The organism is Sphingobium sp. CR2-8 (assembly GCF_035818615.1).
In the GTDB taxonomy this organism is placed as follows: Bacteria; Pseudomonadota; Alphaproteobacteria; order Sphingomonadales; family Sphingomonadaceae; genus Sphingobium.
In genome coordinates, this window is sequence record NZ_JAYKZY010000002.1 from 1435064 (window position 1) to 1450123 (window position 15060).

A 15060-nucleotide genomic window follows, 5' to 3' on the forward strand; every position below is an offset into this window, starting at 1 on the left:
CGATGGGCCGCCGCCATCCGCTGGCCATGTCGGCGGGCATCATGCCGGAAGCGACCCCGGTACAACTGGTCGAGGCGGCCGCCCAGGCCGGGTTCGACTATGGCGGCATGTGGGTCGAGATGGCCGACTGGACGACGGCCACGACGCGGGAGGTCAGGGCGGCGCTGGCGGCGACGGGCCTGCCACTGCTGGACGTCGAAGTGGTGTGGATCAAGCCTGGCCCGCTCGACCCCGATCATCTGCGTATCGTCGACATCGGGCTGGAGCTTGGCGCGCACAATGTCCTGTGCGTCAGCAGCGACCCTGATGCGGGGGCGACGCGGGACAAGCTGGCGGCGTTGATGGCGCATGGGGGCAGCGGGATCAGGGTCAATCTGGAGTTCGGCCTGTTTACAGCGGTCAAGACCATCGATCAGGCCAGCGCGATCCTGCGGGAAATCGATGCACCGAACATGGGGTTGCTGATCGATGCGCTGCACTGGACCCGGTCTGGGGGCACGCTGGCGGATGTCGCCGCCGTGCCGATAGAGTGGCTGGGCTATGCCCAATTATGCGATGCGCCGATGCCGGGGGCGGACCCTGGCGACCCCGATGCGATCCTCGTCGAGGCGATCGATGGCCGGGTCGCTTTGGGGCGGGGCGGCCTCGCGATCGATGGGTTGCTGGCAGGATTGCCAGATGGATTGCCGATCGGAATCGAGGAGCGGTCGAAGGCGCTGCGGGAGGACTTTCCCGACTTTAACGATCGCGCTGCGGAACTGATGCGGACCAGTCGGGCCTGGCTGGGTGGCCGGGCTTAACTTCGCACATTTCCCGCTCATTTTGAAATATTGTTACGGTCGGTTGATCCTATTCATGTGTCTGACCGACATTATGAAGAAGCGGGGGCGTATAGGACAGCCCCCGCTTCTCCTCATGCCGTCAGCAGTTTCGGGTCTTCGATCAGGTCTTTCAACGTCCGCATGAAGGCCGCGCCGACTGCGCCGTCGATGGCGCGGTGATCGCAACTGAGCGACATTTCCACGATCGTGGCGAAGCCCAAAGCATTGCCGATCTCGATCGGCTGGCGCGTGCCGGCGCCCACTGCCAGGATCGCGCCCTGCGGCGGATTGATGATCGCGTCGAACTGGTCGATGCCGAACATGCCCAGGTTGCTGATCGAGAAGCTGCCGCCCTGAAATTCTTCGGGCTGGAGTTTGCCGTTGCGCGCCTTGTCCGCCAATGCTTTGATCTCGCGCGCGATAGCGGCGACCGACAGTGTGTCGGCCCCCTTCACGATAGGCGTGATCAGTCCCTTGTCCGTGGCCACCGCCACCGAAATATCCGCGCTGCCGAAGCGGTGGATTTCGTCGCCATGAACCTGCACATTGACGTCGGGATGCTGCGCGAGCGCCAGGCCGCAGGCGCGGACGACATAGTCGTTGATGCTGGGCGCTTCGCCGGTCGCGGCCTTCGCCTGCGCGCGCAGGCCCAGTATCGCGTCGATCCTTATCTTCGATCGCAGGTAGAAATGCGGGATGGTCGATTTGCTGTGACTGAGCGCCTTGGCGATCGCCTTGCGCATCGGCGTCATCTTGACGATCTCGGCCGTCCGGGGGCGGGGCGGGCGAAGGCCATGGGGGCGGCTGGTTCCGCCGACGCCGGTGCCGATGGCTGCACCTGCGAGAGCACATCCGCCTTGCAGATGCGCCCCTTCGGCCCAGTCCCTCGTAGGGCGGAAAGATCGACCTTGTGCTGGACCGCGAGCCGTTTCGCCAGTGGGCTGGCATAGACGTCGCCCAGCATGTTGCCGACCGGTGTGGTGTCGACAGCCGCGCCGCCACCGACTGCGACCGGGGGCAGGCTGGCCTGCTGCACGTCCTGAAGGGTGATTCGGCCATCGGGACCGGAGCCGATGATATGGGCGATATCGATGCCCTCCGCTTCGGCGAAAGCGCGGGCGGCAGGGCTGATTGCCGCGTCGGCGGGAATGGTGATGGCCTTGGCCGGGGGCGGAGGAGTAGCTTGCCCATAACCGGCCGAGGGGGGCGGCGACGATGGTGCTGCCGCCTTGGACGCAGGCTTGGCGTCGGCAGGCTGGAACCCGGCAACGAACGCCTCCACCTCTTGGGCCGACGGTTGTTCATCGGCGCCGGTCAAGACTGCGATCAGATCCCCGACCTGATAGGTGCCGCCCTTTTCGGCCAGCAGGCGGGGGAACATACCGTCGGCTTCGGCCTCGACCTCATTGGTGATCTTGTCGGTCTCGATGAGCGCCAGCGTGTCGCCCTTCTTGAACGGCTGCCCTTCGGCGACCATCCATTCGGCAACGACGCCCTCGGTCATTTCGATGCCCCATTTGGGCATGGCGAATGCGCGCAGATTGGCCATGGCTGCTTATCCCCGCCTGTAGGACATAGCCTTGACCGCCGCCGCCACGATTTTTTCGGGCGAGGGCAGATAGGCGGATTCAAGTTCGCGGGCGAAAGGCACCGGGCTGTGCGGGCCGGTCACCATCTCGATCGGGGCGCGCAGGCTGGAAAAGGCCTTGTTGGCGACCAGCGCCGACAGATCGGTGGCGAAGCTGCACCGGGGCGGCAATTCGTCCACGATCAGCAGGCGGCCGGTGCGCTCCACGCTGTCCAATATCGCTTCCTCGTCCAGCGGACTGGTGGTGCGCAGGTCGATCAGGTCGCAGCCGATGCCGTCCTGCGCCAGCTGCGCTGCGGCATTTTCCGCAAAGCCGACCATCATACCGGTGGCGAGCACGGTGATGTCATCGCCCTGCGTCACCTGCCGCGCATGGCCGAACGGGATCAGATAATCGCCGTCGGGCACTTCGCCCTTCACGCCATACAGCGCCTTATGCTCCAGGAAGATGACCGGGTCGTCTTCGCGGATCGCCTGCGCCAGCAGGCCCTTGGTATCGGCGGCGGTCGATGGCATCACGACCTTCAACCCTGGCATCGCCGTCACCATCGCGTGGATCGACTGGCTGTGCTGGGGCGCGGCATTGTAGCCGCCGCCATAGGGCATGCGGATCACGATCGGACATTTGCTCTTGCCGCCGAACATGTAGCGGAACTTGGCGACCTGATTCCAGATCTGGTCCATGCAGACGCCGATGAAGTCGGCGAACATGATTTCGGCGATGGCGCGCTTGCCGGTCAGCGAAGCGCCCGCCGCCGCGCCGATGATGGCGCTTTCGGAAATGGGGGTGTCGATCACACGGTCGGACCCATATTTGGCCCACAGCCCGCCAGACGTGCCCCAGATGCCGCCAATCGCTTCCGGCCCGCCGGGCGACCCCATGCCGCCGACGATATCCTCGCCCAGCATGATGACGCTATCGTCGCGCGCCATTTCCTCGTCGATCGTGTCGCGAATGACGTCGCGGATCATTTTCATGGCCATGATGGAAAATCTTTCGCGTCAGTAGCTGATATAGACGTCTTCAAGGACGTGGTCGGCCGTGGGGCGGGCGGCGGCCTTGGACTCGGCGACGGCGCGGTCGATAAGCGCCGTGACTTCCGCGTCCAGCGCGTCGAGCGCCGCGCCTTCCAGCAGCTTGGCCTCCGTCACCTTGGTGCGGAAGAGTTTGAGGCAATCGCGTTCCTCGCGCAGCCGATCCAGTTCGCCCTTGCCGCGATAGCGCTGCGGATCGCCTTCGAAATGACCGAAGAAGCGCTCGCAATCCAATTCGATGGAGGCGGGGCCATTGCCCGCCTTGCAATAGGCGATCAGCTCCCGCATCGCCTCATAGACGGAAAAGAAATCGATTCCGTCGGCCTTGATTGCCTTCATGCCGAAGGCGGCGGCGCGGGTCGTCATGCTTTCCGCGCCGACCGCGTAGGATTCGCCGGTATGCTCGGAATAATGGTTGTTTTCGAACACGAAAATGACCGGCAGTTTCAGCACCACCGCCATGTTCATCGCCTCGAACGTCGTGCCCTGGTTGCACGCGCCGTCACCGGAAAAGGCGATCGAGACATTGCCCGTCCCCTTGGCCGTGATGCCCGCACCCACCGCGATCGGTGCGCCTGCCCCGACGATGCCGTTGGCGCCCAGCATCCCCTTGGTCACGTCGGCGATGTGCATGGAGCCGCTCTTGCCCTTGCACAGCCCTTCGCTGGAGCCGTAGATTTCCTTCATCATGCCGACGACGTCGCATCCCTTGGCGATGCAATGGCCGTGGCCGCGGTGGGTGGAGATGATGAAATCCTGTGCGTCCAGACGTTCGCACACGCCCACGGCGCAGGCTTCCTGCCCAGCATAGAGATGGGTGAAGCCGGCGATCTCGCCCAGCGCGATCTCGTCATGCAGGCGATCCTCGAAGACACGGATCGTCTTCATCTGGCGATAGGCCTGTAACAGGGCTTCGCGGCTAAGCTGCATGTCGTCCGTCTCCCATGATGGTGTCGCAGGTCACAGACCCAGCACCGTTTTGGCGATGATAGTACGCTGGACCTCGTTCGTCCCGCCAAAGATGGTCCAGGCGCGGCTGTTGAGGTAGCGGGGGGACGCGACCTGCGCCGCCTTGTCGCGCAGCGGTTCGGGCGCGCCATTGCCGTAAAGTGGGCGATGTTCCTCCAGCGCTAGGCCTGCATAGCCGTAGAGCCGCACCGCCAGGCCATCCACCTGCTGGCGCAGGGTGGAGGCGACCATTTTGCAGAGCGAGGTTTGCGGGCCGGGCGGCAGGCCCTTGGCCATGTCAGCGAGGATGCGCAATTCGGTCATTTCCAGCGCCTGCGCTTCCAGTTCGGTGCGGCCGATGGCGGCCATGAACGCGGTATCGTCCGCCATGCATCCGCCCATACCGTCGGGTTCCTGGGCTGCGGCCCTGCGTAATTTCTGGAGGTCGGAGAGCAATTTGGGCGCGTGGCAGGCGCCGCCGCGCTCGTTTTCCAGCAGGAATTTGGCGATCGTCCAGCCGCCGCCTTCCTCCCCCACCAGATTGTCGAGCGGCGCTACGACATCGTCCAGATAGACTTCGTTGACCTCATGATCGCCCGCCAGGCCGATGATCGGACGGACCTCCACGCCGGGCTGGTTCATGTCGATCAGGATGAAGCTGATGCCCGCCTGCGGTTTGGCGGCAGGGTCGGTGCGCAGCAGGCAGAAGATGTGGGTCGCGTGCTGGGCATGGGTGGTCCACAGCTTGCGGCCGTTGACCAGATAATGATCGCCCTTGCGCTCCGCCTTGCTCTTGAGGCTGGCGAGGTCGGACCCGGCGCCCGGTTCCGAAAAGCCCTGGCACCAGTAATCGGTGCCGTCCAGGATGCGGGGCAGAAGGGTCGCCTTCTGCTCCGCCGTGCCGAAGCGGCAGATGACCGGGCCGAGCAGTTTGAGGCTGAGGACCGGCAGACTGGGCGCATCGGCCAGCGCGCATTCCTTCTCGAAGATATAGCGCTGGGTCATGGTCCAGCCGGTGCCGCCGCAATCGACGGGCCAGTTATAGGCAAGCCAGCCCTTGGCGTGCAGGATCGCCTGCCATTCGCGGCCGATGTCAGGTTCGACGAAGACCGTAGGGGTGGCCTGCATCCCCGCGCGCAGATGGTCGGGCAGGTGGCCGTCCAGGAACCTGCGCACCTCTGCGCGGAAGGCTTCGTCTTCGGGGGTGAAATGCAGGTCCATAGGCCGTCAGCGCTGGAGGATGGTCACGCCGGAAATACCGGGCGCGCCGTAAACATGGGTGTAGGCGGTCTTGGGGTTGCCCGGCACCTGGCGGCCGCCGCCATGCCCGCGCAACTGGATGACATTTTCATAGACCTGCCGGAGGCCGGATGCGCCGATCGGCTCGCCACAGGCCAGGCAGCCGCCATCGGTATTCACCGGCAGCCTGCCGTCGATCCGGGTCCAGCCCTCCGCCAGCCATTCCTCCTGCGCGCCGTCGGCGCAGAACCCGTTTTCGGCCATGTGCATGATTTCCGCTCCCGACTCGGTGTCCTGCAACTGGGCGACGTCGATATCCTCCGGGCCTACGCCTGCCATCTCGTAGGCGGCGGCGGAGGCGAGGAGGGTCGGCGCGCCACCGCGCACGACGTCCAGGCCCGGCGCGAACACCTCGAACGATCCGGGCGGGCGGGTGCGGATCGCCGCCGCCTTGACGCGAACGTCGGCGCGGCCGAGTTCGCGCGCCTTCTTCTCGCTCGCTAGGATCAGCGCCACGCCGCCTTCAGCGGGCGAACAGAACATATATTTGGTCAGCGGATCGTTGATCATCGCGGCGTTCAGGATGGTGTCGATGTCGACCGGCGCGCGCCGCCAGGCATGGTCGGCGTGGACCGCGTTATCGAACGCCTTTTCCGACACGCGGCCCAGCGACTGGCTGGTGATGCCATGCTGGGCCATATAGCGTTGCAGCTTCATGGCGAAGAACTGAGTCGTGACCATCAGGCCGACCGACCCATACCAGTCGGGCAGGCTGTAGTCGGCGGGCATGGCGTTGAACGCGCCGCGCGGATGCTTGTCGAACCCCAGCGCGATGCCAATGTCATATTGGCCGGACGCGATGCCCTGCCACGCCCCGATCATCGCCGACCCACCAGTCGCGCAGCCATTTTTGACGTTGATGAAGGGCAGGCCGGTCAGGCCCAGTTCGTTGACGATCGTGTCGGCATTGCCCGACGCGTCGGAGCCGCCGAAGCCGAACTGGATGTCGCTCCAATCGACACCCGCATCAGCCATCGCCGCCCGCGCTGCATAAGCGCCCTGCTGAAGGCCTGACAGGCCATCGGTGCGGCCGAAGGGGTGGATGCCCACCCCGACGATGAAGACATCAGCCATGCTGCCTGTCCTCCTGAAGTGGCGCGAAGGCATAGGTGAGGACGGCGCGACCCGAAGCGTCGGTGGCGAAGGGAATGATGACCGTCTGCATCTCCATGCCGATGCGGATCGCATCGAAGGCGATGCCGACGATCCGCGTCTCGACGATCACCGCGTCGGGCAGTTCGACATAGCCGATGGCGAACGGCTCGAACGCTTGCGCGCCGATATAGGGCGGAGTCTTGGGGCGGAAGCGCTGGATGGTCCAGGACCAGACCCGGCCGCGCGCAGGCAGAGCGATTGCTTCGAACCGGGGATCGCCAGCGGGATAGGGAAAGACGATGCGGCCCGTTTCGCGATCACGCCCGCCGATCAGATGCGGTTGCGGCTGCGCGGCGAAAAGGCCCTCTGCTACGGCAACGCTATCGAGGCTGGCGATGTCGGTGATGGTTCAGCTCCCTGGTCTGCTTGTCTGCGACGACTATGGAAATGCGGGCGGGCAAATGCTGCTGTAAGAAAGCATAGGTTATCGTCGCAGGTCGCCCCGATGGACAAGAAAAGGCCCGCCGCGGCATTGCCGGGCGGGCCTTTTTCCTGTGCTGTCGCTGCGCTGCTCAGTTGGCGGCGGCGGCGTCCATCATGTCGTGATTGGTCGGCGTCGTCACGGTGGCGACGCTGCCCAGATAGCCGAGCTGGGTGGCCTTGAACACGGTCTGACTGCGATTGACGGCTTCCAATTTTGTGGCGGCATTATGGATGTGAAAGCGCACCGTGGCGCAACTGCGCGTCAGGATCATCGCAATCTCCACGTCGGTCTTGCCGACCGCCGCCCAGCGGAGGCATTCCACTTCCCGCTTGGACAGGCGGCAATTGGTGGGGATCCACGGCCGCTGGCTGGTGACGCGCGAATAGCCGCCGACGAAGCGGCGGCTGTGATATTCCAGCTGATCGGCGTACAGGTCGAACTCGCGCGACAGGTCTTCGCGCGTATCGTCGATAGGTGAAAAGCTGACCGCGCCGATCTGGCCGAAGGGCAGGTGGATCGGCACGACGATGACGGCGCTGGCGTTCACCTGCTCGCTGAAATGCGACAGGTCGATCTGGCCGAGCAGCGGGTTGTGGGCGCGGGTGTGGATGCCATGGGCGTTGACCCAGAAAGGATCGCTTTCATAGCGGCAGGCGAAGGGCAGGGGGGAACTGAGCGCCAGAAGCGGCTTCTTCCACCATTGTTCCTTGGTCGATGGCCAGCCGAAGACGGAATGGGCCAGGACATTGCCGTCCGCATCGCACATCGGCATCTTGGACGCGATATTGGCGCATGCGGCGACGCGGAAATTGCCGACATCCATGGCGATGTCGCGCAATGCCTGCGCCGCGGGCAATATATCGGCCGACGTCGCAATCGCGGTGGGAACATGCCTGTCGAAACGGGCGTCGGTGCCGATCTGTGCCGGGATTCCGCCGTCGTTAGAACAGGCGACGGATATGTCGCCTAATCTCTCCATAGCCGAAAGCTACGCCCCAAGCTGATAAGGATCAAGCGAAACAAAACCTATGAATAGTGGCAGGTCCGCAATGTCATGATGCCGCAAACTATCGGAAAATGCAGGCTGGCCTGGGCGCGGCGGGGTCTATCCTTTTGGCACGGATGAAGGATGCCGCCGTCGAAGCAGGCGCGGCGTCACCGATAGCGGAAGCGAGGGGCAGCGTGAATTTCGATCTCAGCGAGGAACAGGCTCTCCTGCGCAACCTTATCGAGAAGTTTGCGGGCGATCGCTACGACCCGGCCAAACGGCTGAGCTATGTCAGGCAGGCGCATGGCTTCTGCCTGGAGGGGTGGGCCGCGCTGGCGGACACCGGACTGCTCGCCTTTCCCTTCGCCGAGGAATGGGGCGGTTTTGGTGGCGGCAGCGTCGAACTCATCACCGTGATGGAGGCGATCGGCCGCGCCGTTGCCGTGGAGCCGATATTGCCGGTCATCCTGATGGCGGGCGGCATGATCGACAAGTTGGGCACGGATGCGCAAAAGTCCCATTGGCTGCCGCGCCTGTCCGCTGGCGAAGCGATGGCGAGCCTGGCGCATGGCGAGCATAGCGCGCGCTTCAATCAGGACAGCGTCGCCACCCGCGCGAAGGGTGCGCGGCTGAGCGGCGCGAAGCAGATGGCGCTAGCGGGCAGCGTCGCCGATGTCTTCGTGGTGTCCGCGATCGATGAGACGGGTGAGGCGCGCTTTTTCCTGGTGCAGGCCGACGCGCCGGGGCTGACGTTGCGCCATTATCGCATGACCGACGGGTCGATCGCGAGCGATCTGGTGCTGACCAATGTGCCGGGCGAAGCGATGGCGGGCGGGCTGGCGGCGCTGGACGATGTATTGATCGACGTGCGACTGGCGATCAGCGCTGAATTGATCGGGTTGATGGCGATGATGTTCGACGCCACGCTGGACTATATCAAGACGCGCAAGCAGTTCGGCCAGCCGATCGGCGGTTTCCAGGCGATCCAGCATCGCATGGCGGACAATTATGCCCGCATGGAATTGAGCCGTTCGCAGCTTTATCGCGCCGCGGCGACGCGGCGGGAAGATGCCGCTCGCGCTGCGGCGATCACGGGGGCGAAGGCCTATATCAGCGCCAGCGCGATGGCGCTGGGCGAAGATGCGGTCCAACTCCATGGCGGCATCGGTACGACCGAGGAACTGATGGTCGGGCAGGCGTTCAAGCGCGTCATGCTGCTGGCGTCATTGCTGGGCGATAGCGAGTGGGAATTGCGGCGTTACGAGGCGCTGGTGGCGGCCTAGCCTGAGGCGCATGAGATACCCGTCACGCCCATCCGTTCGAGCCGAGCCTGTCGAAGCTCCTTTCTTTTTCGGCGTTGAGGGAAAGAAAAGCCCTTCGACAGGCTCAGGGCGAACGGATTTCATGTGAAGCGCCTGCGCTGGCTCTGACGGTGGCCTAACTGGCGCTCAGGTCCACCATCACCTTGCCGATATTGCCGCCGGAAAACAGCTTGCCATAGGCGTCCAGCGTGTTCTCCAGGCCATTGGTGACGTCGAATTCCATCGTCACCACGCCCGATGCCAGCCATGGCGCGGTCAGCCGGTTGATCTCGCCGCCGCGAAAATAGAAGTCGGGCGAAAAGAAGCCCGCCACGGTCAGGCGCTTCATCAGGATCAGGTCGAAATTCTGCGGGCCGACCCGCTCCGCCTTGTCATAGGTGGAGATAAGGCCGCAGATTGCGATCCGCCCGTTCATCGCCATGGCGGGCAGCACGGTATCAAGCGTATCCCCGCCGACGCAGTCGAAGAAACAGTCGATCCCACCGGGCGCCAAGGCGGCGAGCCGCGCGGCGAGATCGTTCGCCTTGTAATCGATCGCGGCGGCCAGGCCATAGCGATCGGTCAGCAAGGCGCATTTGGCAGCGCCGCCCGCAATGCCGATCACCCGGCATCCCATCGCCTTGGCGAACTGCGCGGCGAGCAGCCCGGTCGCGCCTGCGGCAGCCGACACCAGCACGGTTTCGCCCGGACGCACCCGGCCATATTCGGTGAGGCCCACATAGGCTGTCCAGCCATTGGGGCCGAGCACGGCGAAATGCTGGCGCATGTCGGCGATGGCATCCACGATCCAGATAGCGCCCCTGTCGGGGGGCAAGCACGCTATAGTCGGCCCACTGGCCATAGGCCCGCACGATATCGCCCGGCTTGTACCCGGCGTGGCGCGATTCCACGACCTGGCCCAGGACGAAGCCCACGATCTTGCTGCCCAGCGGGGTGGGGGCCATATAGCTGTCCGTGCGCGGGGTCAGCCACATGCGCGTGCCCGCATCCAGCGACAGCCACAGATTGCGCACCAGCAACTGGTTGTCGCCAATGGTCGGCACCGCCTCTTCGCGCAGCTTGATGCCGGACGCGAAATCCGTTCCGTTCGGATAGCTTTCCAGTTGCCAGAAGCGGTTCATGCCGGTCATCCTCTTTTCCTGACCATGGCATGGAACGTTCGGGTCCGTCATGCAGCTATGACAAGCATTAATTGTCGGCTGTATCGGCTTGGGCCAGACGGGTCGGATATGGAGAGGCCGGATGTTCAAGACCTATGAGTGAGACCTATCATCGCGTGATCCAGGCGTCGGATGTGGCGGAAAAGGCGATGCTACCCTTCATCGTCAACCGCTGGCCGCTGTTCCTCTGCCGTGAAGAGGGCGCGATCCACGCGATCATCAATCGCTGCACCCATGCCGCGGCGGAACTCGCCCCGGCTGGGAAGGTCCGGCGCGGATCGGTGATGTGCCCGCTGCACGGCGCGCGGTTCAAGCTGGACAGCGGCGAATGCCTAGGCGGGGCAGGCTACAAGCCGCTCAAGCTGTTCCCATGGCGGGTGACCGACGACGGCTGGATCGAAGTCGCGGTGCCGGACGACGCGCCGGGGATGGAGCATCTGCCGGTGAAGGCGCTGGTCTAGGCCCGCCTTTCCTTGGCCCAATCAATGCCGCGCCGCAAAAGATCGTAGAAGACCGGCAGGTCCCAGGCGCAGCGATCCACGGTCGGCCAATAGTCGAGAAGGGGTTGCATGTCATAATGCCCCCGGCAGTGGCCCAGCGTGTTGTAGAGGACGGCGCCCTTGTCCTGCGGCTTGATGTAGAGGACAGGATGCTTGTCCTGCGCCCAATCGGCCTCGTCAAAGCCGGTCGCTTCGCCGGCAAATTCGGTTTCGAGCAGGACGTGCAGGTCGCCGTGCCGTTCCATCAAATAGAGTTCGTCGGTGGTTTCGAACGGTGCGATGCCGCGCGTGATCGGATGGTCGGGATCGGCGACGGTCACGCTGTAGGGCGCGATCGGCGGGTGGGCGATGAACTGGCTGCCCAGCGTGTCCATGAACAGCGGCGCCCAGCGCGGGCTACCATACAGGCCGTTGTCGAACAGGCGCAGCACCGAATTGGTGCCGTGCAGCGCATACCAGCGCCCGCCGCCCTTCACCCAGTCGCGCAATGCTTCCTGCGCGGCAAGTGATGGCACGACGTCGCAGGTATAGGTGACGAGGAAGTCGGCCTGGACGATGGCGTCGATATTGTCGTAGTTTTCGAACACGCGGGTGCGGACCCGGTCGTCCTCGCCCAGCAGCTTGAGCAGTTGCAGCCGGGCGAAGTCGATGTCGTGATACAGGCCGCCTGCGATCAGGACGCAGTCGATCCGCTCGGGATGGTCACTCATGCCCTAAATCCTTTGTCCAGAGCATAATCCGATCATACAGGATCGGATCATGCTCTCGTTATTCTTTGTTTTCCGCATTTTCCCAGCCAGCAGATGATGCCATCTGCTTCGAAAATGCTCTAGAAAGACACGCCCTTGGTCATCGACCCGTCAATCCGCACGTTGGCGCCGGTCATGTAGCGGCAGGCGGGGGAAGCGATGAAGGCGATGGCCTTGCCGATCTCCTCGCCCGTCCCCATCCGGCCGAAGGGGATTTGTTGCAGGATCGAATCGTGGAAATCGGCCATATTGTCCTTGATATATTGCCATGGTCCGTCCGGCGTGAACACCGGACCGGGGGTCACGCAATTGACCCTTATGCCCTGCGGCGCATGCTTCTGCGCCAGCGCGGCGCTGTAATTCATGATTGCGGCCTTGAGCGCATTATAGGGCTGCGGCCCCATAAATTCCTCTATCGCACCGGTGGAGGAGATGGTGACGATCGATCCGGCATCGGACTGTTCCAGCGACGGCAGCGCTGCCTGGATACCGCGCACCAGCGGCAGGATGTCGCCGTTGAACACGGTGTTCCAGCCTTCGACCGTATCGGCGCCCGGATTGACCGAGACGAAGGAAATGAAGATGTCGCAACCACCCAGTTGGCTGGTGGCCTGTTCGATCCATGCCGGGAAGGCATCGGCGTCGGTGACATCGACCGATGCGCCAAATGCGTTGACGCCCAGCGCGGACAGTTCGGCGACAGCGCCGTCGACCTTGCCCTGCGTGCGCCCGCACAAGGCGATGTCGCAACCTTCGCCCGCCAATATGCGCGCGACGGCCAAGCCCATGCTGGCATTCGCGCCAGCCAATATGGCCTTACGGCCTTTCAGTCCCAGATCCATACATCGCTCCTCTCGGTCCGCCCGTGCTTCGGCGTAGCCTGTTGCGCTATATCTAGCCGATGACGGGGTGGGAGGCACTGGCGTTTCCGACAGTGTTCGCCTGTCGCCCCGACCCCATGGAATTGACAGGGGCGGATGGGCCATCGCTGCCCTATAGATGGTGGCATAAACGCCAGGAGAGATGTTCCGCTCATGGGTAAGCCCGTTCTCGCCGACCTTATCCGAAGCCATGCGATAGTGCGAGGCGAGGCGATCGCCCTGACGTTCGAGGGGCGGGACAGCAGCTATGCCGCGCTGGACGCCCATGCCAGCTGCGTGGCCGCCGCGATGGTCGCCATGGGCCTGTCGCCGGGTGATCGGGTCGCGTTTCTGGGGAGGAATAGCGATCTCTATTTCGAATATTGGCTGGGCGCGGCGAAGGCGGGCGTCGTGCTGGTGCCGATCAACTGGCGGCTGGCACTGCCGGAGGTCGCCTATATATTGGGTGACGCCAGGCCCCGGCTGGTGCTGGCCGATCCCGAATTTCTCGACCGGCTGGACGGGCAGGGCGACTATGCCATTTTGACGACCGAACCCGTCGCGGAGCGGGTGGACTTTGCGGCTTGGCGGGACGCGCAGGCACCGATCGATCCGCATCGGGATGCGGACTATGATGAGCCGGTCCTGCAACTCTACACGTCCGGCACGACCGGTAATCCCAAGGGCGCGATGCTGACCAATCGCAGCCTGCTGGCGCTGCGGCAGGACACGCCGGACGCCATCATGCCCGCCTGGAACAGGTGGAGCGCGCAGGATGTCGCGCTGATCGCGATGCCCATCTTTCATATCAGCGGGTCGGGGTGGGGGCTGTGGTCGCTGCAACATGGCGGCAAGGGCGTGGTGGTGCGCGAGTTCGATCCGCATCAGGTGCTGGGCCTGCTGACCGCGCATCGCATCACGAAGATCATGATGGTGCCGACCGCGATGCGGATCGTGTGCGATCATCCCGCCGCAGCCACCACCGACTTCAGTTTTCTCCAGACTATCTGCTATGGCGGATCAGCCATTCCGCTGGACCTGATGCGCCAGGCGATCGCCGTGTTCGGCTGTGGTTTTGCGCAGATGTACGGCATGACGGAGACGGCCGGGACGATCGTCGGGCTGCCGCCGGAGGATCATGATCCAAACGGCAATGCGCGGATGCGCGGGGTCGGATTGCCGCTGCCGGGCGTGGAGGTGCGGATCATCGATGAATCCGGCATGGAGCTGCCGCGCGGCGATGTGGGAGAGATCGCGGTGCGATCGGCCGCCAACATGATCGGCTATTATGGGCGGCCCGACGCGACGGCCGAGACGATCGACGCCGAGGGGTGGATGCGCACGGGTGACGCGGGCACGATGGATGCGGACGGCTATCTCTATCTGGCCGACCGGATCAAGGACATGATCATCACCGGCGGGGAGAATGTCTATCCGGCGGAGGTCGAAAACGCCCTCTACAGCCATCCCCAGGTCAGCGATGTCGCGGTCATCGGCGTGCCGGACGTCAAATGGGGTGAAGCGGTCAAGGCGATCGTCGTGCCGGTCGAGGGTGAGACGCCTGATCCGGTGGCCCTGATCGCCTGGGCGCGGGAACGGATCGCGGCTTACAAAGCGCCCAAGAGCGTGGAGTTTCGCGCGCAGCTGCCGCGCAATCCATCGGGCAAGATATTGCGCCGCCTGTTGCGCGACGAATATCGCTGACCTGCTGTTTCCAGCAGGTCACGCGCCGGTCGTGACGGCATAGCCTGCTGCCAAACAGACTATGGGAGAGCCACGCGCATGACCGCCAATTTCACCGGGCCGCTGGAAGATCGCATGGCGATCCGCGAGGTGTTGGAAACCTATGCCGACGCGGTCAATCGCGTGGACGAGGACCTATGGGCCTCGATCTGGGTCGAGGATAGCCACTGGGATTTGTCGCACTATCCCGAATTGGGGATCGTGGAGGGCAAGGACGCGATCGTCGCGCTGTGGCGCGGGGCGATGCCGCATTATCCCAAGCTCAGCTTCATGATATCCGTCGGCATGATCCAGGTCGACGGCGACGTCGCGCAGGCGCGCACCTACATCTCCGAAGTCTATGAGGAACCGGAAACCGGCAAGGATAAGCGCGCCCGCGCCTGCTATAATGACAAGCTGGTGAAGCGCGGCGGCGCGTGGTTCCTGCAAAGCCGCAGCTTCACCATCATCCACCAGAGCTGAGCCAAG

The 15060-nt window shown here is 64.1% G+C and carries 16 protein-coding genes and 1 pseudogene; 5 read left to right on the top strand and 12 right to left on the bottom strand.

Annotated elements, in window-relative coordinates; translation table 11 throughout:
• Nucleotides 1-2 precede the first annotated feature (2 nt).
• Complete coding sequence (locus U5A82_RS10910) at nt 3-800, top strand: sugar phosphate isomerase/epimerase family protein (RefSeq protein ID WP_326290819.1); 798 nt, start codon at nt 3-5, stop codon at nt 798-800.
• A 113-nt stretch (nt 801-913) separates the two neighbouring features.
• Here U5A82_RS10910 and U5A82_RS10915 read toward each other — a convergent pair whose 3' ends face one another.
• The 8 genes from U5A82_RS10915 to U5A82_RS10950 all read right to left on the bottom strand — a co-directional run bounded on the left by U5A82_RS10915 (nt 914) and on the right by U5A82_RS10950 (nt 8249).
• The gene (locus U5A82_RS10915) at nt 914-1573 is read right to left on the bottom strand and encodes a dihydrolipoamide acetyltransferase family protein (RefSeq protein ID WP_326290821.1); all 660 of its coding nucleotides are present in this window, start codon (nt 1571-1573) and stop codon (nt 914-916) included.
• Nucleotides 1570-2370, bottom strand: coding sequence for an E3 binding domain-containing protein (locus U5A82_RS10920; RefSeq protein WP_326290822.1), 801 nt, complete (start codon nt 2368-2370; stop codon nt 1570-1572). Before U5A82_RS10920 ends, U5A82_RS10915 begins: the two co-directional genes overlap by 4 nt.
• A 6-nt stretch (nt 2371-2376) precedes the next feature.
• Nucleotides 2377-3393 (bottom strand): alpha-ketoacid dehydrogenase subunit beta, encoded by a 1017-nt coding sequence (locus U5A82_RS10925; protein WP_326290823.1) that lies wholly within the window; start codon nt 3391-3393, stop codon nt 2377-2379.
• Nucleotides 3394-3411: 18 nt separating this feature from the next.
• A complete protein-coding gene (locus U5A82_RS10930) occupies nt 3412-4374 on the bottom strand; it encodes a thiamine pyrophosphate-dependent dehydrogenase E1 component subunit alpha (RefSeq protein ID WP_326290825.1) in 963 nt (320 codons plus the stop codon).
• A 30-nt stretch (nt 4375-4404) separates the two neighbouring features.
• Nucleotides 4405-5613: an acyl-CoA dehydrogenase family protein gene (locus U5A82_RS10935; RefSeq protein ID WP_326290828.1), complete on the bottom strand. Its 1209-nt coding sequence runs from the start codon at nt 5611-5613 to the stop codon at nt 4405-4407.
• A gap of 6 nt (nt 5614-5619) precedes the next feature.
• The gene (locus U5A82_RS10940; protein WP_326290831.1) at nt 5620-6765 is read right to left on the bottom strand and encodes a thiolase family protein; all 1146 of its coding nucleotides are present in this window, start codon (nt 6763-6765) and stop codon (nt 5620-5622) included.
• On the bottom strand, nt 6758-7192 hold the full coding sequence (locus U5A82_RS10945; protein ID WP_326292911.1) for a Zn-ribbon domain-containing OB-fold protein: 435 nt from the start codon (nt 7190-7192) through the stop codon (nt 6758-6760). Before U5A82_RS10945 ends, U5A82_RS10940 begins: the two co-directional genes overlap by 8 nt.
• 166 nt (nt 7193-7358) lie before the next feature.
• The gene (locus U5A82_RS10950) at nt 7359-8249 is read right to left on the bottom strand and encodes a helix-turn-helix transcriptional regulator (RefSeq protein WP_326290833.1); all 891 of its coding nucleotides are present in this window, start codon (nt 8247-8249) and stop codon (nt 7359-7361) included.
• Nucleotides 8250-8347: 98 nt separating this feature from the next.
• On the opposite strand from U5A82_RS10950, the gene U5A82_RS10955 reads away from it, so the two are divergent.
• Nucleotides 8348-9541, top strand: coding sequence for an acyl-CoA dehydrogenase family protein (locus U5A82_RS10955; protein ID WP_326290835.1), 1194 nt, complete (start codon nt 8348-8350; stop codon nt 9539-9541).
• A 154-nt stretch (nt 9542-9695) separates the two neighbouring features.
• Here the strand turns inward: U5A82_RS10955 and U5A82_RS10960 are convergent, their stop codons facing one another.
• Together U5A82_RS10960 and U5A82_RS10965 are read right to left on the bottom strand one after the other, a co-directional pair.
• Nucleotides 9696-10364 (bottom strand): NADP-dependent oxidoreductase, encoded by a 669-nt coding sequence (locus U5A82_RS10960; RefSeq protein WP_326290838.1) that lies wholly within the window; start codon nt 10362-10364, stop codon nt 9696-9698.
• Between the two features lie 82 nt (nt 10365-10446).
• Nucleotides 10447-10752, bottom strand: a pseudogene (locus U5A82_RS10965) (hypothetical protein); the annotation flags it as partial.
• Nucleotides 10753-10835: 83 nt separating this feature from the next.
• On the opposite strand from U5A82_RS10965, the gene U5A82_RS10970 reads away from it, so the two are divergent.
• Complete coding sequence (locus U5A82_RS10970) at nt 10836-11201, top strand: Rieske (2Fe-2S) protein (protein WP_326290841.1); 366 nt, start codon at nt 10836-10838, stop codon at nt 11199-11201.
• Here U5A82_RS10970 and U5A82_RS10975 read toward each other — a convergent pair.
• Nucleotides 11198-11950, bottom strand: coding sequence for a ThuA domain-containing protein (locus U5A82_RS10975; protein ID WP_326290844.1), 753 nt, complete (start codon nt 11948-11950; stop codon nt 11198-11200). The two genes, U5A82_RS10970 and U5A82_RS10975, sit on opposite strands and share 4 nt — an antisense overlap.
• Before the next feature lie 119 nt (nt 11951-12069).
• Nucleotides 12070-12831, bottom strand: coding sequence for an SDR family NAD(P)-dependent oxidoreductase (locus U5A82_RS10980; protein WP_326290845.1), 762 nt, complete (start codon nt 12829-12831; stop codon nt 12070-12072).
• A gap of 192 nt (nt 12832-13023) precedes the next feature.
• Here U5A82_RS10980 and U5A82_RS10985 point away from each other — a divergent pair, with 192 nt between their 5' ends.
• Nucleotides 13024-14553, top strand: coding sequence for a fatty acid--CoA ligase (locus U5A82_RS10985; RefSeq protein ID WP_326290847.1), 1530 nt, complete (start codon nt 13024-13026; stop codon nt 14551-14553).
• Between the two features lie 78 nt (nt 14554-14631).
• Nucleotides 14632-15054 carry a nuclear transport factor 2 family protein gene (locus tag U5A82_RS10990; protein WP_326290850.1) on the top strand — a complete coding sequence of 141 codons (423 nt, stop codon included), beginning with the start codon at nt 14632-14634 and terminating at the stop codon, nt 15052-15054.
• Nucleotides 15055-15060: the final 6 nt, after the last annotated feature.

What these genes read in the sequence shown, in the direction of transcription:
- U5A82_RS10985 (WP_326290847.1), top strand. Translation starts at nt 13,024, where the DNA reads ATGGGTAAGCCCGTTCTCGCCGACCTTATCCGAAGCCATGCGATAGTG.
- U5A82_RS10955 (WP_326290835.1), top strand. Translation starts at nt 8,348, where the DNA reads ATGCAGGCTGGCCTGGGCGCGGCGGGGTCTATCCTTTTGGCACGGATG.
- U5A82_RS10930 (WP_326290825.1), bottom strand. Translation starts at nt 4,374, where the DNA reads ATGCAGCTTAGCCGCGAAGCCCTGTTACAGGCCTATCGCCAGATGAAG.
- U5A82_RS10975 (WP_326290844.1), bottom strand. Translation starts at nt 11,950, where the DNA reads ATGAGTGACCATCCCGAGCGGATCGACTGCGTCCTGATCGCAGGCGGC.
- U5A82_RS10950 (WP_326290833.1), bottom strand. Translation starts at nt 8,249, where the DNA reads ATGGAGAGATTAGGCGACATATCCGTCGCCTGTTCTAACGACGGCGGA.
- U5A82_RS10915 (WP_326290821.1), bottom strand. Translation starts at nt 1,573, where the DNA reads ATGACGCCGATGCGCAAGGCGATCGCCAAGGCGCTCAGTCACAGCAAA.
- U5A82_RS10940 (WP_326290831.1), bottom strand. Translation starts at nt 6,765, where the DNA reads ATGGCTGATGTCTTCATCGTCGGGGTGGGCATCCACCCCTTCGGCCGC.
- U5A82_RS10935 (WP_326290828.1), bottom strand. Translation starts at nt 5,613, where the DNA reads ATGGACCTGCATTTCACCCCCGAAGACGAAGCCTTCCGCGCAGAGGTG.
- U5A82_RS10920 (WP_326290822.1), bottom strand. Translation starts at nt 2,370, where the DNA reads ATGGCCAATCTGCGCGCATTCGCCATGCCCAAATGGGGCATCGAAATG.
- U5A82_RS10970 (WP_326290841.1), top strand. Translation starts at nt 10,836, where the DNA reads ATGAGTGAGACCTATCATCGCGTGATCCAGGCGTCGGATGTGGCGGAA.
- U5A82_RS10980 (WP_326290845.1), bottom strand. Translation starts at nt 12,831, where the DNA reads ATGGATCTGGGACTGAAAGGCCGTAAGGCCATATTGGCTGGCGCGAAT.
- U5A82_RS10925 (WP_326290823.1), bottom strand. Translation starts at nt 3,393, where the DNA reads ATGGCCATGAAAATGATCCGCGACGTCATTCGCGACACGATCGACGAG.
- U5A82_RS10910 (WP_326290819.1), top strand. Translation starts at nt 3, where the DNA reads ATGGGCCGCCGCCATCCGCTGGCCATGTCGGCGGGCATCATGCCGGAA.
- U5A82_RS10990 (WP_326290850.1), top strand. Translation starts at nt 14,632, where the DNA reads ATGACCGCCAATTTCACCGGGCCGCTGGAAGATCGCATGGCGATCCGC.